The 18,316-nt window shown below is 60.1% G+C and carries 18 protein-coding genes, 1 tRNA gene and 1 pseudogene; 17 read left to right on the forward strand and 3 right to left on the reverse strand.

Annotation, left to right across the window (positions count from 1 at the left end):
• The first annotated feature begins 11 nt into the window (after nucleotides 1-11).
• The 14 genes and pseudogenes from nuoE to Q8M73_04430 all read left to right on the forward strand — a co-directional run bounded on the left by nuoE (nucleotide 12) and on the right by Q8M73_04430 (nucleotide 14,258).
• A complete protein-coding gene (gene nuoE / locus Q8M73_04365) occupies nucleotides 12-665 on the forward strand; it encodes an NADH-quinone oxidoreductase subunit NuoE (protein ID MDP2287784.1) in 654 nt (217 codons plus the stop codon).
• Nucleotides 666-667: 2 nt separating this feature from the next.
• Nucleotides 668-1,972, forward strand: coding sequence for an NADH-quinone oxidoreductase subunit NuoF (nuoF, locus tag Q8M73_04370; protein MDP2287785.1), 1,305 nt, complete (start codon nucleotides 668-670; stop codon nucleotides 1,970-1,972).
• Entirely contained in the window at nucleotides 1,969-4,326 is a 2,358-nt protein-coding gene (locus tag Q8M73_04375) for an NADH-quinone oxidoreductase subunit G (GenBank protein MDP2287786.1), read from the forward strand. The genes nuoF and Q8M73_04375 overlap by 4 nt, the downstream gene beginning before the upstream one ends.
• Nucleotides 4,323-5,624, forward strand: a complete 1,302-nt coding sequence (gene nuoH, locus Q8M73_04380) for an NADH-quinone oxidoreductase subunit NuoH (protein ID MDP2287787.1) — start codon at nucleotides 4,323-4,325, stop codon at nucleotides 5,622-5,624. The genes Q8M73_04375 and nuoH overlap by 4 nt, the downstream gene beginning before the upstream one ends.
• Nucleotides 5,617-6,159 carry an NADH-quinone oxidoreductase subunit NuoI gene (nuoI, locus tag Q8M73_04385; protein MDP2287788.1) on the forward strand — a complete coding sequence of 181 codons (543 nt, stop codon included), beginning with the start codon at nucleotides 5,617-5,619 and terminating at the stop codon, nucleotides 6,157-6,159. The genes nuoH and nuoI overlap by 8 nt, the downstream gene beginning before the upstream one ends.
• Nucleotides 6,156-6,926: an NADH-quinone oxidoreductase subunit J gene (locus Q8M73_04390; GenBank protein ID MDP2287789.1), complete on the forward strand. Its 771-nt coding sequence runs from the start codon at nucleotides 6,156-6,158 to the stop codon at nucleotides 6,924-6,926. The genes nuoI and Q8M73_04390 overlap by 4 nt, the downstream gene beginning before the upstream one ends.
• Nucleotides 6,923-7,222 (forward strand): NADH-quinone oxidoreductase subunit NuoK, encoded by a 300-nt coding sequence (gene nuoK, locus Q8M73_04395; GenBank protein ID MDP2287790.1) that lies wholly within the window; start codon nucleotides 6,923-6,925, stop codon nucleotides 7,220-7,222. Before Q8M73_04390 ends, nuoK begins: the two co-directional genes overlap by 4 nt.
• 27 nt (nucleotides 7,223-7,249) lie before the next feature.
• On the forward strand, nucleotides 7,250-9,133 hold the full coding sequence (gene nuoL, locus Q8M73_04400; GenBank protein MDP2287791.1) for an NADH-quinone oxidoreductase subunit L: 1,884 nt from the start codon (nucleotides 7,250-7,252) through the stop codon (nucleotides 9,131-9,133).
• The gene (locus tag Q8M73_04405) at nucleotides 9,130-10,695 is read left to right on the forward strand and encodes an NADH-quinone oxidoreductase subunit M (protein MDP2287792.1); all 1,566 of its coding nucleotides are present in this window, start codon (nucleotides 9,130-9,132) and stop codon (nucleotides 10,693-10,695) included. The genes nuoL and Q8M73_04405 overlap by 4 nt, the downstream gene beginning before the upstream one ends.
• Nucleotides 10,696-10,700: 5 nt before the next feature.
• Complete coding sequence (gene nuoN / locus Q8M73_04410) at nucleotides 10,701-12,266, forward strand: NADH-quinone oxidoreductase subunit NuoN (GenBank protein MDP2287793.1); 1,566 nt, start codon at nucleotides 10,701-10,703, stop codon at nucleotides 12,264-12,266.
• Between the two features lie 12 nt (nucleotides 12,267-12,278).
• Complete coding sequence (locus Q8M73_04415; protein ID MDP2287794.1) at nucleotides 12,279-13,274, forward strand: polyprenyl synthetase family protein; 996 nt, start codon at nucleotides 12,279-12,281, stop codon at nucleotides 13,272-13,274.
• 5 nt (nucleotides 13,275-13,279) lie between these two features.
• A complete protein-coding gene (locus Q8M73_04420) occupies nucleotides 13,280-13,687 on the forward strand; it encodes a hypothetical protein (protein ID MDP2287795.1) in 408 nt (135 codons plus the stop codon).
• Nucleotides 13,684-14,028, forward strand: coding sequence for an NADH-quinone oxidoreductase subunit C (locus Q8M73_04425; protein MDP2287796.1), 345 nt, complete (start codon nucleotides 13,684-13,686; stop codon nucleotides 14,026-14,028). Before Q8M73_04420 ends, Q8M73_04425 begins: the two co-directional genes overlap by 4 nt.
• A gap of 14 nt (nucleotides 14,029-14,042) precedes the next feature.
• Nucleotides 14,043-14,258, forward strand: a pseudogene (locus Q8M73_04430) (4Fe-4S binding protein).
• Nucleotides 14,259-14,345: 87 nt separating this feature from the next.
• On the opposite strand, the gene Q8M73_04435 reads toward Q8M73_04430, so the two are convergent.
• Nucleotides 14,346-14,837, reverse strand: a complete 492-nt coding sequence (locus Q8M73_04435; GenBank protein MDP2287797.1) for a YajQ family cyclic di-GMP-binding protein — start codon at nucleotides 14,835-14,837, stop codon at nucleotides 14,346-14,348.
• Between the two features lie 109 nt (nucleotides 14,838-14,946).
• On the opposite strand from Q8M73_04435, the gene Q8M73_04440 reads away from it, so the two are divergent.
• Both Q8M73_04440 and Q8M73_04445 read left to right on the forward strand, forming a co-directional pair.
• Nucleotides 14,947-15,029 (forward strand) — tRNA-Tyr (locus Q8M73_04440).
• Nucleotides 15,030-15,103: 74 nt separating this feature from the next.
• Nucleotides 15,104-16,378, forward strand: coding sequence for an MFS transporter (locus Q8M73_04445; protein ID MDP2287798.1), 1,275 nt, complete (start codon nucleotides 15,104-15,106; stop codon nucleotides 16,376-16,378).
• Here Q8M73_04445 and Q8M73_04450 read toward each other — a convergent pair.
• Complete coding sequence (locus tag Q8M73_04450) at nucleotides 16,371-17,084, reverse strand: Type 1 glutamine amidotransferase-like domain-containing protein (protein MDP2287799.1); 714 nt, start codon at nucleotides 17,082-17,084, stop codon at nucleotides 16,371-16,373. The genes Q8M73_04445 and Q8M73_04450 overlap by 8 nt on opposite strands.
• 33 nt (nucleotides 17,085-17,117) lie before the next feature.
• Here Q8M73_04450 and Q8M73_04455 point away from each other — a divergent pair, with 33 nt between their 5' ends.
• The gene (locus Q8M73_04455) at nucleotides 17,118-17,402 is read left to right on the forward strand and encodes a hypothetical protein (GenBank protein MDP2287800.1); all 285 of its coding nucleotides are present in this window, start codon (nucleotides 17,118-17,120) and stop codon (nucleotides 17,400-17,402) included.
• On the opposite strand, the gene Q8M73_04460 is transcribed toward Q8M73_04455, so the two are convergent.
• On the reverse strand, nucleotides 17,384-18,313 hold the full coding sequence (locus Q8M73_04460; protein MDP2287801.1) for an oxidoreductase: 930 nt from the start codon (nucleotides 18,311-18,313) through the stop codon (nucleotides 17,384-17,386). The two genes, Q8M73_04455 and Q8M73_04460, sit on opposite strands and share 19 nt — an antisense overlap.
• Nucleotides 18,314-18,316 lie beyond the last annotated feature (3 nt).

Here is an 18,316-nt window from a genome sequence, read left to right on the forward strand (position 1 = left end):
AGGAAGAGAACATGACCATCAGCGAACAGACCATTGAGCAGATGCGGGCGCTTGCCGCGAACTACCCCAAGGCCCGCTCTGCCCTGCTGCCGATGCTGCACCTGGTGCAAAGTGTCGAGGGCGAAGTCACTCCTGAGGGCATCGCCGTGTGCGCTGATGTGCTGGGCCTGTCACCCGCCGAAGTCACTGGAGTCTCGACCTTCTACACGATGTACAAGCGCAAGCCAGTGGGCAAGCACCACATTGGCGTGTGCACCAACACCCTGTGCGCCTTGCTCGGTGGTGACGCGGTGTATGACGCGCTTTCCGAGCGCCTTGGGGTCGGGCACAACGAGCCAACTCCGGACGGTGAGTTCTCACTGGAGCGTATTGAGTGCCAAGCGGCATGCACACACGCTCCCGTGATGACTGTGGACTGGGAATTCATGGACGACGTCACCCCGTCCTCAGCGCTTGATGTTGTCGAGCGATTGGCGCGCGGCGAGCGAGTGGAATCCACCCGCGGGCCGGCCATCCGCAACTTTCAGGCCACCGAGTACAGCCTGGCCTTCCCCGACGACGGGTTGGCCTCTGAGGGCAATTCCGTGGACGACAAGATGCTCGCCGGATTGCGCTACGCCAAGGAGCACAACATGGCCGCCCCAACTTTGGGACAGGAGAGCTGAACATGACGCTTACTCCTGTCATCACCGAGCACTGGGATGTGCCTGATCTGTACACCCTTGATGGCTACCAGAGCTTTGGCGGATACCGCGCCTTGCGCAAGGCCCTCACCCTTGACCCGGACGCGATCATCACCACCATCAAGGACTCTGGACTTCGTGGACGTGGCGGCGCTGGCTTCCCGACTGGACTGAAGTGGAGCTTTGTTCCGCAGAACGACGGCAAGCCGCATTACCTGGTCGTCAATGCTGATGAGTCAGAGCCAGGTGCGTGCAAGGACATCCCGATCATGATGGCCAACCCGCATGCGCTGGTTGAAGGCGTCATCATTTCGGCCTTTGCGATCAGGGCCAGCCATGCCTTCATCTACATCCGCGGCGAGGTTCCCAACGCCTTGCGCAAGGTGGCAAGTGCAGTGGCTGAAGCGCGTCGGGCCGGGTTCATCGGTACGAACATCCTGGGCACCGGATTTGATCTTGAAGTGGTCGTGCACGCTGGCGCTGGCGCTTACATCTGCGGTGAGGAAACTGCGCTGCTTGACTCCCTTGAAGGCTTCCGTGGCCAGCCCCGCCTGAAGCCGCCGTTTCCCGCAGTTGCTGGCTTGTATGCCTCACCGACGGTGATCAACAACGTCGAGACCATCTGCAATATCCCGTACATCGTTGATCGTGGAGTCGACTGGTTCCGCCAGTTCGGCACTGAGAAGTCACCTGGCTTCAAAGTGTGGGCGGTGTCTGGCCACGTGAGTCGTCCTGGCATCTACGAAGCTCCATTGGGCATCACCATGCGCGAGCTGTTGGATTATGCAGGCGGCGTGCGCAACGGCGGCGAGGTGAAGTTCTGGCTGCCCGGCGGATCGTCGGTGCCAATGCTGACACCTGATCACCTCGATATCCCGATGACATACGAGGAGATGGCTGCCGCCGGAACCATGCTTGGCACCGGTACGCCGATGATCTTCGATACGACGGTCAGCGTGGTGAAGGCAGTGACCCGCTGGCTTGAGTTCTACAAGCATGAGTCCTGCGGCAAATGCACCCCTTGCCGTGAAGGCACGTACTGGATCACCGGAATGCTCGAGACCTTTGAGCATGGGCATGGCGCTGAGTCTGATCTGGAAGTGCTCGTCAGCGCTTGCAACCAGATTGCCGGCCGATCCTTCTGCGCTCTTGGTGATGCTGCGGCGACACCATTCCCTGCAGCACTGAAGTACTTCCGTGATGAGTTCATCGCGGCGACCCAGACACCGGTCGATGAGCAATTCGATCCGGTGGCTTCCTACGTCTTTGCTGGAGCCGTTGCGCGATGACCGACATTCTCAGCAGCGAAGTAGTGGCGATGGTCACTGTCACCATCGATGGCGTGGAACTCCAAGTACCCAAGGGCACTTTGGCCATCCGCGCTGCGGAGTTGATTGGCGTTGAGATTCCGCGTTTCTGCGATCATCCTCTTCTTGAGCCGGTGGCCGCCTGCCGTGCCTGCCTCATTGAGGTGGAAGGCATGCCAAAGCCCCAGCCAGCATGTGCGCAGGTTGTTGGCGATGGCATGACAATCCGCACGCAGAACTCCTCGCCAGTCGCACGTGATGCGCAAGAAGGCGTACTTGAGTTCCTGCTGCTCAACCACCCACTTGATTGCCCAGTGTGCGACAAGGGCGGCGAATGCCCCCTGCAGAACCAGGCCATGAGCGCAGGCCGCTCTGAGTCGCGCTTTGAGGGTGAGAAGCGCACATTCGAAAAGCCGATCCCGATCAGCGCGCAGATCCTGCTTGACCGCGAGCGCTGCGTCTCATGTGCGCGGTGCACTCGCTTCTCCGAGCAGATCGCTGGCGACCCGATGATCGAACTGCTTGAGCGCGGCGCCAATCAGCAGGTCGGTATCGCAAGCGATGAGCCCTTCGACTCCTATTTCTCGGGCAACACCATTCAGATCTGCCCAGTGGGCGCGCTGACCAGTGCCGACTATCGCTTCATTTCGCGACCCTTCGATCTGGTTTCCACCCCGACCACTTGCGAGCACTGTGCTTCTGGCTGCTCACTGCGCACCGACACTCGTCGCGGAGACGTCACTCGCCGCTTGGCTTGGGAGACTCCAGAGGTCAATGAGGACTGGAACTGCGATAAGGGCCGCTTCGCATTCAGGTACCTGTCAGAAGGTCGTATCTCCACTCCGCTCATTCGTGAAGACGGTGAGCTACGTCCGGCATCGTGGCCCGAGGCAATTGATGTGGCAGCACGCGCACTTGCAGCAGCCGGTGCGGCCACCGGTGTTCTGATAGGTGGGCGACTCACGCAAGAGGATGCCTACGGCTACGCAAAGTTCGCTCGTGCAGTGTTGGGCACTGACGCCATTGACTTCCGTGCGCGCGCCTACTCCGAAGAGGAGGCGCAGTTCCTTCGTGCAAGAGTTGCAGGCGCTCCCATCAGCACGACGTATGCAGCACTTGAGCAAGCGCCATTCGTTCTCTTGGTTGCCTTTGAGCCCGAAGATGAATCACCCATTGTCTTCCTGCGCCTACGCAAGTCAGCCACCCGCGTGGCCAGCATCGCCACCCGCGGCACCAAGGGCTTGCACAAACTTGGCGGCTCCTTGATTCCGGTTGTACCTGGCCAAGAAGCGCAGGCAGTCCGTGATCTTTCAGCCGAACTTCGTGAGGCCCTATCGCAGCCAGGTGCCGTGATTCTGGTTGGCGAGCGCATCGCCGCGAGCGCCGGCGCAGTCTCCGCGATCAGCGAGCTGGCTGATGCAACGGGAGCGGCCTTGGCCTGGATCCCGCGCAGGGCAGGGGAGCGCGGCGCCTTGGACGCTGGCGCGCTCGCCGGATTGCTTCCTGGCGGCCGCCCGCTGACCGATGTGCAGGCGCGCCATGAGGTTGCGGCCGCATGGGGCATCAGTGCTGACTCTTTGCCGAAGTCTCCTGCGGGCGACGTGTTGGATGCGGCCAGCCGACGCACCCTGAAGGCTTTGCTCGTCGCTGGTGTGGATCCCGCTGACATGCCGGCGCCATTTGTCACTGATGCTGCGCTTGAACGCGCGGAGTTCATCGTCTCCTTGGACCATCATCACTCCGAGATCACCGAGTTCGCTGATGTCGTGCTGCCGGTGGCTTTGGTCACTGAGAAGTCGGGCACCTTCGTTGACTGGGAGGGTCGCGCTCGTCCTTTTGCGCAGGTATTCAAGGACGCGCTTGCCATGAGTGATGCCACCGTGCTCGGCATGCTGGCCCGCGCAATGGGTGCAACTGTCGGTGCCTGGGACGGTCCAGGCATTCGCCGTGAAATGGCTGGACTGGGTCCATGGACTGGAGCGCGCACTGAGGCTCCGAGTGTTCAGGCGCCTGACGCTGCTGTTGATGGTTTCCGCTTGGCCTCCTGGCGTGAACTGCTTGACGCCGGCGTGATGCAAGATGGCGAGCCGCATTTGGCAGCCACTGCTCGTCCGGTGGTCGCGGTGATGTCGGCTACTGCCCTGGCCGAGCTTGGCTCGCCGGTGAGCGTCACTGTCACCGGACCTCTTGGCTCCGTGCAGCTGCCTGTCCAGGCAGGTGAGGTGCTCGACAATGTCATCTTTGTGCCCATGAATGCCCCGGGCTGCTCGATCTACACCGACCTAGGCACTCGCATTGGAGCCACTGTGGATGTCATAGCTGGAGGTGTGGCGTGACCATCAACCAACTGGACTACTTCGGCAATGATCCGTGGTGGATCATCGTTGTGAAGGTGCTTGGCATCTTCGTGCTCTTGGTGCTGCTCACTTTGTTCACCATCTGGTGGGAACGTCGGGTTGTCTCACGTATGCAGAACCGCATCGGTCCAAACCGCGTCGGACCCTTTGGCCTGCTGCAGTCACTGATGGATGGCGTGAAGCTTGCACTGAAGGAAGAGATCGTTCCCAAGGGAGTGCACCTCGCCGTCTACTGGATTGCTCCGATCATCTCGGCGACCATGGCCTTCATCGCCTTCGCTGTGATCCCCTTCGGCCCGGTCGTCAACATGTTCGGGGTCTACACGCCGCTGCAGCTGACGGATTTCCCGGTGTCGGTGCTGTACGTCCTGGCGATCGCCTCGATCGGCATCTACGGCATCGTGCTGGCTGGTTGGGCTTCTGGCTCCACCTACCCTCTGCTCGGTGGTCTGCGGTCCAGCGCGCAAATGATCTCCTACGAAATCGCCATGGGCCTGTCGTTTGTGGCTGTGTTCCTGTACGCCGGCTCGATGTCGACTTCTGAAATCGTCAATGCGCAAGAGCCTGTCTGGTTCGCAGTAATCCTGCTTCCTTCCTTCCTTATCTACGTCACCGCGATGGTGGGGGAGACCAACCGGGCACCTTTCGACCTTCCTGAAGCAGAAGGTGAACTCGTCGGCGGCTTCCACACCGAGTACTCCTCGATGAAATTTGCATTGTTCTTCCTGGCCGAGTACATCAACATGGTCACGGTTTCGGCATTGGCCACCACCCTCTTCCTTGGTGGTTGGCGAGCGCCTTGGCCTCTGTCGCTCTGGGAGGCTTCGAACACCGGTTACTGGCCGATTCTTTGGTGGCTGGCCAAGGTGCAGATCTTCATCTTCATCTTCATCTGGCTCCGCGGAACTCTGCCTCGCCTGCGATACGACCAGTTCATGAAGTTCGGCTGGAAGTTGCTCATTCCAGCCTCGATCGCATGGATCCTTATCGTGGCTACCGCCCGTGCCTTGCGCAATGAGGTTACCTTCGACACAACAGAGATCCTGGTGATCGGCGCGATCGTTATTGCTGTACTGCTCGCCGTGTCCTGGTTGCTGCAGGTCAGAGCAGATCGCAAGGCGGCACTTGAAGAACAGGATGCAGCTGAAGTTCAGGCGCGACCATTTGACGCTATGGCCGGCGGCTATCCCGTACCTCCCATGCCAGGCGTCGATGCGAACCTGACTTCGCGCAGAGGCCCGGCGACCATCACTACGCAGGAGGCCATCGATGGCTGAGCTGCCCCAAGCAGTCCGGGGATTCTGGGTCACCTTCCGAACCATGTTCAAGAAGGTGGTCACTGAGCAGTACCCCGAGGACGCTGCAAAGTTTCCACCGAAGCCGCGCTTCCACGGCCGCCATCAGCTCAACCGATGGTCTGATGGTCTGGAGAAGTGTGTGGGATGTGAGTTGTGTGCCTGGGCGTGCCCAGCTGACGCGATCCTCGTGCAAGGCGACTCGAACACTGAAGAAGAGCGCTATTCCCCTGGAGAGCGCTACGGCCGGGTCTACCAGATCAACTACACCCGCTGCATCTTCTGCGGCCTGTGCATTGAGGCCTGCCCGACTCGCGCCTTGACGATGACCAATGTCTTTGAGCTGGCAGACAACAATCGTGCGGATCTCATCTTTGAGAAGAAGGACCTCTTGGCTCCGCTGCTTCCGGGCATGATTGCTCCGCCGCATGCGATGGTCGAGGGCTCAACCGAGCAGGACTACTACGCGAATCGGATCAAGGGAGCTGATGCAGTTGATCAGGGGGTGAACCCGTGATCGATACCCCGACCAACACTGGCGAAGCCGTGGTCTTCTGGGTCTGCGCGATTCTTTCCGTGCTCGGAGCAGTTGGCCTCGTCACTTCGCGCAAGGCAGTTCACTGCGCTTTGTGGATGGCTTTGACGATGATCACTCTGGCCGTCCTCTACCTCACCAACGCTGCGCCGTTCCTGGGAATGGTGCAGATCATCGTCTACACCGGCGCCGTCATGATGCTGTTCCTCTTCGTGATCATGGTGGTCGGTGTCGATTCTTCCGATTCGTTGATTGAAACAATCAAGGGCCAGCGTTGGGCGGCACTCCTGTTGGGCCTGGCGTTGATTGTTGTCCTCGTGTGGGGCCTTGGCAGTGCGCTCGCTGGAGTTCCGGCTACCGGTCTTGTAGCCGCCAACAGCGCAGACGGTGGCAACGTTCAGGGCATCGCGCGCCTGATCTTCACCGACTACCTCGTCGTCTTTGAAGTCACGTCGGCACTGCTCATCACGGCAGCCCTGGGTGCGATGGTCCTCGCACATCGCGAGCACTGGAAGCCAAAGCCGACTCAGGAGGAGTTGTCCAAGGCACGCTTCCTGGGCGACGAGCATCCCGGCAATCGTCCCAACCCCGGCATCTATGCCCGCCACAACAGGGTCGACACTCCGGCTTTGCTGCCAGATGGCACGCCGACTGAGCTCAGCATCCCTGGTCCATTGCGCGCCCGCGGCGATATTGCCCCGGTCGACATCGAGGATGTTCATCAAATCGAGGAGGCTGATTCGCTGTGAATCCCTCCAACTACATCGTTCTTTCAGCCCTGCTGTTCGGCATCGGGGCTATAGGTGTGCTGGTAAGACGCAATGCGATCGTGGTGTTCATGAGTGTGGAACTCATGTTGAACGCCTCGAACCTGGCGTTTGTTGCCTTCGCTCGCATGCACGGCAATCTCGATGGCCAGGCGGTCGCCTTCTTCGTGATGGTGGTCGCTGCTGCTGAGGTCGTAGTAGGTCTGGCGATCATCGTCCAGATCTTCCGCTCGCGCCGTTCTGCGTCCATTGACGAACCCAACCTGCTGAAGTACTAGGACAAAGGAACTCACGTGCAAGAGTTGATGCCGGCGACCGGCGTGTTCTCGCTGCTGTGGCTGCTCATAGCGCTGCCACTGGTGGGCGCGGCGATCCTGCTGCTCGGTGGGCGTATGACCAACAAGTGGGGCCCGTATCTCGGCGTCTTCACCGTTGTTGTCGATGCTGCACTCGCCATCTGGATGCTCATCGCCATGATGGGCCAAGGTGCTGAAGAGCGCACGTTCAACGACAGCGTCTACAGCTGGGTCTTTGCCGGCAGTTTCAAGGTCGACATGGCCTTCCAACTCGATCAGCTTTCCATGGTGTTCGTGCTGCTCATCACCATCGTGGGCGCACTGATTCACGTCTACTCACTTGGCTATATGAGCCATGACCCAGATCGCCGTAAGTTCTTCGGCTTCTTGAATCTGTTTGTCGCGGCCATGTTGTTGCTGGTTCTGGCCAACAACTACCTCCTGATGTATGTCGGATGGGAGGGCGTGGGCCTTGCCAGTTACCTGCTCATCGGATTCTGGCAGCACAAGCCGAGTGCGGCTGCTGCCGCGAAGAAGGCATTCATCATCAACCGCGTGGGTGACGTCGGCCTGAGCCTTGCCATCATGGTGATGTTCGTGACCTTCGGCTCGGTCAGCTTCCAAGATGTCTTCGGCAGCTCAGGTCAGGCCAGTGAGGGAACGCTCACGGCTATTGGTCTGCTCCTCTTGCTGGCAGCTTGCGGTAAATCTGCGCAGTTCCCTCTGCAGGCCTGGTTGCTTGATGCAATGGAGGGTCCAACACCTGTCTCGGCATTGATTCACGCGGCGACTATGGTCACCGCCGGCGTCTATCTGATCACTCGAAGCAACGCGATCTTTGATGCAGCGGCCTGGGCCGCCACAGCAGTGGTCGTCGTCGGCGTGATCACCATGTTCATGGGCGCGATCATCGGTTGCGCGAAGGATGACATCAAGAAGTCCTTGGCCGGCTCCACGATGAGCCAGATCGGTTACATGGTGCTGGCCGCCGGACTTGGCCCGGTCGGCTATGTCTTCGCGATCTTCCACCTCTTGACTCACGGCGTGTTCAAGGCCGGACTCTTCCTTGGGGCCGGATCAGTCATGCATGGCATGAAGGACAACGTGAACATGCGGCGCTATGGCGCGCTTCGCGGACTAATGGTGATCACTTTCGGCACCTTCTTGATCTGCACTTTGTCGATCATGGGCATCCCGCCGTTCTCGGGCTTCTGGTCCAAGGACAGCATCGTTCACGCGGCTTTCGAGAGCAGCAATCTGGTTGGCATCTGCACAGTGCTTGCCGCCGGTATCACAGGCTTCTACATGACTCGCATGGTTGCGATGACCTTCTACGGCAAGGCTCGCTGGGAGGATGATGCGCATCCGCATGAGTCACCAGCAGTCATGACCATCCCGCTCATCATCCTGGCCATCGGCGCCACCTTCCTTGGTATGGCATTGCTGTTCTGGGGCAACATCGAGACTTGGCTTGAGCCAGTCGTGGGCTTTGAAGAAGGCCATGTCGCAATCCCTGAGCTGTTGCTGATGGCCATCACTCTTGCCGTCGTTCTCATCGGTGCGGCCATTGCCTGGATCCAATACGCGCGTCGTGAGGTTCCAGTTGCTGAACCGCATGGCAATCTCCTGACGCGCGCAGCTCGCTCTGAGCTCTACGGCAACGAGATCAATGATGTCCTGGTCGTGCGTCCCTCCTTCTGGCTCTCACGATTCCTCGTGTGGTTTGACAATGCCTGGGTCGATGGCTTCGTCAATGGCAGCGCGGCTGCGGTTGGCGGGCTCTCTGGTCGCATGCGCAAGTACCAGACCGGATTCATCCGTTCCTATGCACTTTCGATGGTCGGTGGCGCCGTCTTGGTTGTCCTGGCACTTGTACTGGTGAGGCTTTCGTGAACGAGTTCCCCTGGCTGACCCTTCTAGCAGCCGTTCCTCTGGTGGGCAGTGTCGTGGTGGCATTGCTGCCAAAGGCGCGCCCTCTCCTGGCCAAGCAACTTGCACTGGCCATTTCCATCGTGGCACTGGGTCTCACAATTGTCATCGCGCTGAAGTTTGATGGCTCGACTGAGGCGCCGTTCCAGTTTGTTGAGTACCACCAGTGGATCCCGGCCTTCGGCATCACCTATTCGATGGGTGTGGATGGCATCGGACTGGTGCTGATCGCGCTTGCGGCGATCTTGGTGCCGATCACAATCCTGGCCGGCTGGAACGATGTCGAGGAGCCAAACTCCGAGAGCGTCGGCAGCGTAAAGGGCTACTTCGCACTGATCCTGGTGCTGGAGACTTTGATGATCGGCGTCTTCTCAGCCACCGATGTCTTCTTGTTCTACGTTTTCTTCGAGGCGATGCTGATCCCGGTCTACTTCATGATCGGTCGTTACGGCGGCCCGCAGCGTTCTTACGCTGCAATGAAGTTCCTGATCTACAGCCTGCTTGGCGGCTTGTTCATGCTGGCGGCCATGATCGGCCTGTTCGTGGTCTCTGGCCAGATCACTGGTCAAGGCACGTTCAACTGGTTCCAACTCGTTGGTCTGGATATTGACCCAACCACGCAGAAGCTGCTCTTCCTTGGCTTCTTCTTCGCTTTCGCCATCAAAGCTCCGCTGTGGCCATTTCATACCTGGCTGCCCGATGCTGCGAGCGCGGCAAAGCCAGGGACGGCCGTGCTGCTGATCGGTGTGCTCGACAAAGTCGGCACCTTCGGCATGATCCGCTACTGCCTGCCGATCTTTCCGGCCGCCAGTGATTTCTACGCGCCGATCATCATTGGCATGGCCCTGGTCGGCATCTTCTATGGCGCCTTCGTGGCTCTTGGCCAAAACGATATGAAGCGCCTGTTCGCCTATTCATCGATGTCGCACTTCGGCTTCATTGCGCTGGGCATCTTCGTGTTCACGACGATCGGCATCAGCGGTTCTGTGGTGTACATGGTCGCCCACGGACTCTCGACCGCAGCGCTGTTCTTGACTGCAGGCTTCCTCATGCAGCGTCGTCGTGGTTCGAGCTTGCTCTCGGACTACTCAGGCGTGAACAAGCCAGCACCGGTACTGGCTGGCTTCTTCCTGTTCGCCGCCTTGTCCTCCTTGGCGCTGCCAGGCTTGGTGTCCTTCATCGGCGAGTTCATGGTGCTGCTGGGCACCTTCCAGCGCTACGTCTGGATCGGCGGCATCGCCACCCTCGGCATCGTGATCACGGCCGCATATGTGCTGCGCGTCTACCGCAAGTCGATGACCGGATCGGTGGGCGAAGGGCTGGAAGACATCAAGGATCTGGGTGCACGCGAGATCACAGTTCTGGTGCCAATCGCAGCGCTGACAATCTTCCTGGGTCTGTACCCGGCGCCTTTGCTCAACGTGGTGAATCCGGCAGTCGAGACCGTAATGTCCATCACAGGTCAGACCGATCCTCCTCCGACCGTCGGTATTGCCATTACACCCGCTGAAGGGACCCAACCGTGATCGCCGTGAGTGCCGTGATCCAGGCGGCAACAGACGCCACTCCTTGGGTCATGCCCTCGATCGAATATCGCCTGCTGGCACCGATTCTCATCGTGCTGGGCGCGGGCGTCGTATCGGTGCTCATCGAAGCCTTCTTCCCCCGTGCAGCTCGGCGTCCCACCCAGTTGATTCTGGTGTTCTCGGCTTTGATTTCTGCGCTCGTGGCGATCATCAGCCTGCATGGGGATCGCGCCGTCATTGGTCGAGGGGCGCTAGTTGTCGACGGACCTGGCCTGATCATGCAGGGCACCATCGTGGTCATCGCGATCCTTGGCGCACTGTTGATGGCCGAGCGAGGACTTGATCCCAGCGGGGATGCCTTCGCACCTCGGGCCTCGGCACTTCCGGGATCTGAAGACGAGCGTCAGTTCACAGCGCGCGGCTACTTCCAGACTGAAATCTGGGCGCTGTTCCTGTTCGCCGTCGGTGGCATGCTGCTCTTCCCGGTCTCAAATGACCTGCTGATGATGTTCGTGGCTCTGGAGGTCATGTCACTGCCGCTCTACTTGCTTGCCGGCATGGCTCGTCGCCGTCGTCTGCTCTCGCAGGAAGCAGCGCTGAAGTACTTCGTGCTGGGGGCCTTTTCCTCGGCATTCTTCCTGTACGGATCGGCTCTGCTCTATGGCTTCTCCGGCTCCATCTCCTTTCCGGTTATCGCTGACAAACTCGCAGCCAATCTTGGGCAGACCACGCTCGTTCTCATCGCTATCGCATTCGTCGCGGCGGGACTGTTGTTCAAGATCGGCGCGGTTCCGTTCCACCAATGGACCCCTGACGTCTACCAGGGCGCCCCGACACCATTGACCGGCTTCATGGCTGCTGGCGTGAAGATCGCCGCTTTTGGCGCTCTGCTCCGCCTGTTCTACGTCGCCCTGGGCGGTATGCGCTGGGACTGGGTCCCGATGATGTGGGTCATCGCAGTCCTCACGATGCTGGTCGGTTCAGTCATCGCGCTCACCCAAAGCGACATCAAGCGGATGCTGGCCTACTCGTCGATTGCTCAGGCTGGCTTCATCCTGATCGGCGTGATCGCTGCTTCGCCGGAAGGCTTGGCCGCCTCGATCTTCTACTTGATCGCCTATTCCTTCACCACCATCGGCGCATTCGCGATCATCATGCTTGTGCGTGACGAAACAGGTGAGGCAACGCACCTGTCGAAGTGGGCCGGACTAGGTCGAAAGTCGCCTTTTGTCGGCTCGGTCTTCGCTCTGTTCATGCTCTCGCTCGCCGGTATCCCGCTTACCAGCGGATTCATTGGAAAGTTCGGCGTCTTCACAGCAGCGATCGCTTCCGGAGACACTTGGTTGGTGATCGTGGCCGTGGTGGCCTCATTGATCGCAGCCTTCTTCTACCTGAGGGTTGTGGTGCTCATGTTCTTCACCGAACCCACTGAGGACACCGCAACCGTGGCTGTCCCCTCGGTCTTCACCACCATTGCGCTGGCGGCAGGCGCCACGGTCACGATCCTGCTCGGAATCGTGCCGCAACCGCTGCTTGAGCTGATCGTCAATGCCGGCGTTTTCGTTCGCTAGTACCGTGTATCCATGAGTCCTCAACGCATGGATCTGCTCTCGGGCGATCCTGACCTCGAGGCATCCCTCACCTTGGCCATGGCCGAGGTCGAATCCGCCCTGCACGAGGCCATCAAAAGCGACTACCCATTCGTCACCGAAACCTCAGCACATCTCGTTGACGCCGGCGGTAAGCGCTTTCGCCCCCTGCTGACCCTGTTGGCCGCGCAGTTCGGTGATGCCGATCGCAGGGAAGTCATCGAAGCCGCGGTAGTAGTGGAACTCACTCACCTAGCAACCCTCTATCACGATGATGTGATGGACGAGGCCAAGATGCGCCGCGGGGCAGATTCTGCCAATGCGCGCTGGGACAACTCCATCGCGATTCTCACCGGCGATTTTCTCTTCGCTCGAGCTTCCGACATCCTCGCTGATCTCGGTCCGCAGGCAGTGCGCATACAGGCCCGCACCTTCGAGCGGCTGTGCATCGGCCAGATCCGCGAGACCGTTGGGCCACTTGAAGGCGCTGATCCCGTACAGCATCACCTGCAAGTACTGGCAGACAAGACCGGCTCGCTGATTGCCACGGCCGGTCAATTCGGTGCGATGTTGTCTGGCGCCGATGACCTCACCATTGAAGTGCTCACAAAATTTGGCGAGTCCATTGGCGTGGCCTTTCAGCTTGCCGATGATCTGGTCGACATCACTTCTGAGTCTGAGCAATCAGGCAAGACCCCGGGCACTGATCTGCGCGAGGGAGTGCCAACACTGGCCGTGCTGATTGCTCTGACCAGTACGGATCCAGCCGACCTGCGATTGCAGGAGTTGCTCTCTCGTCCTCTGCCTGAAGCGCTAGAGCACGCCGAGGCCCTCGCGCTGCTGCGTCAGCACAGCGCTCTGGAAGATGCCAGGGTCGAGGCCAGGCATTGGGCAGATCATGCCCGCAAGTCCCTGATCGAGCTCCCAGCGGGCGCCCCGCGTGCAGCGCTGGAGCAACTCTGTGACTACGTCGTTTCGCGCACCGGCTGAACTGCGTGCTGCCGCAAGCATCCGCCTATCGAGTCGTCGCTGATTCGACAATCCGTATCCACGTCAGCGAGTTGGCCTGCTGCGCGCTAGAAGTAGGTTCGGCGCTCAGCTTGGGACTGCTCGAGATCGAAAGCGAGTACGCCCCGACTGCCCGGATAGACGTGCTCCTTGTTGCGGGGACGGTGACCGAACTGCTGGCACCGGCCGTCGAAGCGCAATGGCTGGCCTTGCCTGAGCCCCGGTTGGCAATCGCCATTGGTGCTTGTGCGAGTTCAGGTGGGCCTTATTGGGCCGCTATTCCCGTGCGCAAGGGCATCACAGATCTCATTGAGACCTCGGGCTATATCGCCGGTTGTCCACCGGATCCTGGTCGCATTGTTGACGGAGTGCTCGCCCTGGTGCCGCAGCGATGACGCCTATCCGAGTCGATGCCGCCACCTGGATTGAGCATTTCGCCGGCCTAAAGGCTCAGGGTTTCGTCTGGTTCGACTTCCTCTCGGCTATCGACAGGGGCGATCACGTCGACGTCATCGCCTGCGTCGCTGACCTTTCACACTCTCAGTCAGCGCTTGTCACGACAGCGGTGTCCGTCGAACTCGACTCCCTTTCAGGGCTGTTCGTCGGTGCCCGTTGGTATGAACGCGAGACCCAGGAGATGTTCGGAATTGGCTTCATTGGTCTAGTGGACCAACGACCACTCATCCGTCGCAGCTTCCTGAACCCACCTCCGCTGCGCAAGACTGCGACACCATGAGCAGCCACGAATCTATTGGCCTGCATGAGGATTCGTGCACGTCCTGCCTTATCTGTGTGCGGGAATGCCCAAGTCAGTGCATTGAGATCGAACGGCACACCGAGCAGATTTCCGAAGGGCGCAGACCAAGGACTGTGCACGTGCTCGATGCGTTCAGCATTGACTTCGCGCTTTGCATGTACTGCGGCATCTGCATCGACGTGTGCCCGACAGATGCGCTCAGTTGGAGTCAGACTGCTGGCCTTGCCGTGGCAAGTCGCGCAGCACTCGTGAGCGATCGCGCAGATCTTGCACGTCGTGCCGACTAGCGAAAACCCCTAGCGGTAGTTGACGAACTGGGTCGCAAAATCCAGTTCGGCAGTGCGCACGAGTTCCTGAACAGCCTGAAGATCATCACGACTCTTGCTCGTGATCCGCAGCTCCTCGCCAATGACCTGAGCCTTGACGGCCTTGGGGCCCTCATCTCGGATCAACTTGCCGAGCTTCTTGGCCTGCTCCTGGCTGATGCCGGCCTTGAAGGTCCCGGTGATCTTGTACTCCTTGCCTGATGAGCGTGGCTCTTCGGCTTCAAAGCTCTTCAGGCTCATCCCGCGCTTGATGATCTTCTCCTTGAACACGTCAAGGGCGGCCTTGGCTCGCTCCTCAGTGCCGGAGGTGATCTCTACGCCGAGTTCACCCTTCCACTCAATCGTGGTGTCAGTGTTCTTGAAGTCGAATCGCTGGGCCAATTCCTTGGCCGTTTGATTCAAGGCGTTGTCGGCCTCCTGCCGGTCCACCTTCGACACGATGTCAAAACTGCTGTCTGCCATAGCTCCTCCTCAACCCCGCTATTGTGCCGAATCGTTCACGCCGTCCTGCGTCGTGCCGCCGAGAACGCACCGCGTGTATTGTTTCCCGCGCTGCCCGCAAGGGGAGCATGGCAGGTTGCCCGAGCGGCCAATGGGAGCGGACTGTAAATCCGCCGGTTAATACCTCCGAAGGTTCGAATCCTTCACCTGCCACGCACTGCTGTGGGGTTCGTCGGCAAACCGATGAACCCCACGCTGCTGACTGGTCCTGCTGACAGACTGCGGACGTGTCCAAGTGGAGCATCGACCTCACGCCGTTGCGCACCTCGAGGGACTTCCGGTACCTGTTCGTGAGCGGCTTTGTCACGTATCTCGGCTCGATGATCACTTACGTCGCCATCCCCTTTGAGATCGCGGATCTGACCGGCTCCTTCTTCGCTGTGGGAGCTGTTGGGCTTGTGCAACTGGTTCCGCTGATCGTGTTCGGTCTGTATGGCGGCGCGCTCGCCGACACCCTTGATCGTCGACGAATCGTGCTCATCACCGAAGTGGTGGCGATGGTGCTCGTCGGCCTGCTGTGTGTGAACTCGCTTCTGCCAGAACCTCACCTTTGGGTCATCTATGTGGTCGCATTCGTGCTGGCTGGAAACCAGGGACTGCAGAGACCGTCGATGAACGCGATCATTCCGCGCGTTGTCACGCATGAGGAACTGCCGGCAGCTGGCGCCCTCAGGATGGTGCAGTACACCATGGGTTCGATCATCGGCCCGGCCATCGGCGGACTGCTCGTGGCCTTCGGCGGCGCGGCACTTGCCTATGGCGTTGACGTCGTCTCCTATGGTCTTTCGGCCATCTTCCTGTTCAGGCTGAGAAGCCTTGCCCCCATCTTGGAATCCGTGGAGAAGGCCAGCATCGGCCACATCCTTGAGGGAGTGAAGTACGCGTACGGTCGCCGCGATCTTCTGGGGACGTACATCATCGATCTCATAGCCATGATCTTCGCCTTCCCGGTCGCGATGTTCCCGTTCGTAGCAGAGCAGTTCGATGCGCCCTGGTCGCTGGGCCTGCTGTATGCAGCCACTGCCGTTGGCGCGCTGATCATGACTCTGACCAGCGGCTGGACTTCTCATGTGGACCGGCACGGGCGCATGGTGGTGATCTCCGCTGCGCTCTGGGGTCTGTGTATCGCCTTGATCGGCTTTGCCCCGGGCATCTGGTGGGTACTGATTCTGCTCGTGCTGGCGGGCGCTGCTGACATGGTCAGCGGTCTGTTCCGGACTCTGATCTGGAATCAGACCATTCCCGACGGAGTGCGCGGCCGGATGGCCGGAATCGAAATGCTCAGCTACTCAGTTGGGCCCCTGCTCGGCCAGGTGCGCAGCAGCACGGTCGCCTCGGTGACTTCCTTGCGATTCTCCTTCGCCAGTGGCGGACTGCTGTGCGTGGCGGGTGTGCTCATTGCCGCCGTACTCACGCCGACCTTGTGGAAGTACAACGTGAAGACCGATCCGCATGCGCGGCGCGAACGCGAGGTTCGTGGCAGAGCGCAGGACGCTAGTTGACGCGCAGCACCACTGCATCATCGATGAGCTGTTTCCCAGAAGAATCGATGCGCCAGGCTGATTGACGACCGCGTGGACGGAAGGACCACATGGAGGAGCCGTCACTCTCGCCGACCAGCGCGGTGTCCTCGTCAATGCCAAGAGTCATCGCCCCCTTGGCAACGAATGGGCGCAGGGCAAAGTCGGGCATCCACTGGGTTAGGCGATCAAAGTGAGGAAGCACTCGCACTTCTGGCAGCACCTGCAGGCCATCGACACCGCCCCTGCGCGGATGCCTGAAGTCATTGACGGCTCCACCCATTGCCATGGCCCCTGCGCTACAGCCGGCAAGAGAGGCTCCGGCCCGCCATTCGTGATCAATCGCAGCCCAGACCTTGGATCCGCGCAGCGTGTCGGCCAGAAAGGAAGGATTGCCGCCAGAGAGATAGATCAATCCAGCACCCGCAATCGCCTGTGCCAATTGAACGTTCTCAGCATCATCTCGATTGCGCACATCGATGACCACTTGTTCAACGCCCAAACGGTCAGCGGCTCGACGCCCAAGTTCATGCCAGCGGTTCAGCGACTCCTCGCCTTCAGGTGCAGCCGCGGTTGCCAGTTGCACGTAGCGCTTGGGGCGATCTTCGAGAAGCCATCCCTCGATCTCCTGCATCACCGGTAGGTACTCGCCGCTGCCGACGAGGGCGATTCGACCCGGTGTGCTCATGTGTGGACTTTACGCGCTGGCACAGGTGGCCAAGTGGGAATCCATGGCATGCTCGCCATGTCTGAGCTGCCCGAAGTCGAGTCCTTGGACCACCTCGCCTTGAGCGTTACTGATGTCGCTGCGACCACAACCGGGTGGGCCTTGATCACATTGGTCTCGCCTGCCATCAGAGGCCGCAGTCCGCGCCTGGACGAACTGCAATACGCCTATGGCCCGGTTGAGGATGTCGACTATGTCTGGGCTGTCAAGGCACGCGACCCTGACAACATCGCAATCGAGTTCTTCTGCCAAGAGTGTGATCAATCAAGCGGGAATTGAACGCCAGTGAGTTCTTCGCTGACACTCCACAGGCGGGTGGCAGCTGCAAAGTCTATCGCCGCCGCTGAGCGATCAACGAGTTGTGGGTACCCCTTCCACTGGCCTGCGCCGTTTGGTCCGATGTAGCTGTCGCCATTGAGGTCTGGTGCCGTCGCGGCGAACAAGCTGGGCATCGCACCCATCTCTGCGGATTGACCGAACATCGAGCCGATCTGTGTAAGAACGGATGTGGCGAACGGAAGGTGAGTGAGGCGCAAAGGAGCGCTGTACAGACCCGTCGCGGCGTAGCCCGGGTGGGCGGCCAGAGATTTTGCCGAACTGCCGATGCGATTCAACCGGACTTGCAGCTCATTGGTGAACAGCAGCTGCGCAAGCTTGGACTGGCTGTACGCCCCCCACGCCCGATAGCGCCGCTCACCCATGAGGTCGTCGAAATTGATCGATCTTGCGAAGCGGTGCGCGTTGGATGTCACGTTGACGATGCGGGCCTGGGGTTGCGCGAGCAGAGCAGGCAGCAGGAGCGCTGTCAGTGCGAAGTGGCCCAGATAGTTGGTGGCGAACTGCAGCTCGAAGCCATCTGGGCTCAGTCCGCGCGGGATGGCCATCACGCCGGCGTTATTGATGAGCAGATCCAGACCGGCTGGATTCTGGTGGCTCCACTGGTCGGCAAAGGCGTGCACACTCGCCTGACTCGCAAGATCAAGTTGGAGGACTGCGAGTTCGCCGGCACCTGCGCCCCGCATGCGCTGGGCCGCAGCCTGTCCTTTGGCCAGATCTCGCACAGCCAAGGTGACGGCAGCACCGTGCTTGCTCAGTTCAAGTGCGGTGAAGTAGCCAATGCCGCCGTTTGAACCGGTGACGACAGCGCGACGGCCGTGCAAATTGGGCATGTCTGCAGGCGTCCAGGGCATGTG

This window comes from Actinomycetota bacterium, from assembly GCA_030684515.1.
Taxonomy (GTDB): domain Bacteria; phylum Actinomycetota; class Actinomycetes; order S36-B12; family S36-B12; genus UBA11398.

What these genes read in the sequence shown, in the direction of transcription:
- nuoE (MDP2287784.1), top strand. Translation starts at nt 12, where the DNA reads ATGACCATCAGCGAACAGACCATTGAGCAGATGCGGGCGCTTGCCGCG.
- nuoF (MDP2287785.1), top strand. Translation starts at nt 668, where the DNA reads ATGACGCTTACTCCTGTCATCACCGAGCACTGGGATGTGCCTGATCTG.
- Q8M73_04375 (MDP2287786.1), top strand. Translation starts at nt 1,969, where the DNA reads ATGACCGACATTCTCAGCAGCGAAGTAGTGGCGATGGTCACTGTCACC.
- nuoI (MDP2287788.1), top strand. Translation starts at nt 5,617, where the DNA reads ATGGCTGAGCTGCCCCAAGCAGTCCGGGGATTCTGGGTCACCTTCCGA.
- nuoL (MDP2287791.1), top strand. Translation starts at nt 7,250, where the DNA reads ATGCCGGCGACCGGCGTGTTCTCGCTGCTGTGGCTGCTCATAGCGCTG.
- Q8M73_04415 (MDP2287794.1), top strand. Translation starts at nt 12,279, where the DNA reads ATGAGTCCTCAACGCATGGATCTGCTCTCGGGCGATCCTGACCTCGAG.
- Q8M73_04425 (MDP2287796.1), top strand. Translation starts at nt 13,684, where the DNA reads ATGACGCCTATCCGAGTCGATGCCGCCACCTGGATTGAGCATTTCGCC.
- Q8M73_04435 (MDP2287797.1), bottom strand. Translation starts at nt 14,837, where the DNA reads ATGGCAGACAGCAGTTTTGACATCGTGTCGAAGGTGGACCGGCAGGAG.
- Q8M73_04450 (MDP2287799.1), bottom strand. Translation starts at nt 17,084, where the DNA reads ATGAGCACACCGGGTCGAATCGCCCTCGTCGGCAGCGGCGAGTACCTA.
- Q8M73_04460 (MDP2287801.1), bottom strand. Translation starts at nt 18,313, where the DNA reads ATGCCCTGGACGCCTGCAGACATGCCCAATTTGCACGGCCGTCGCGCT.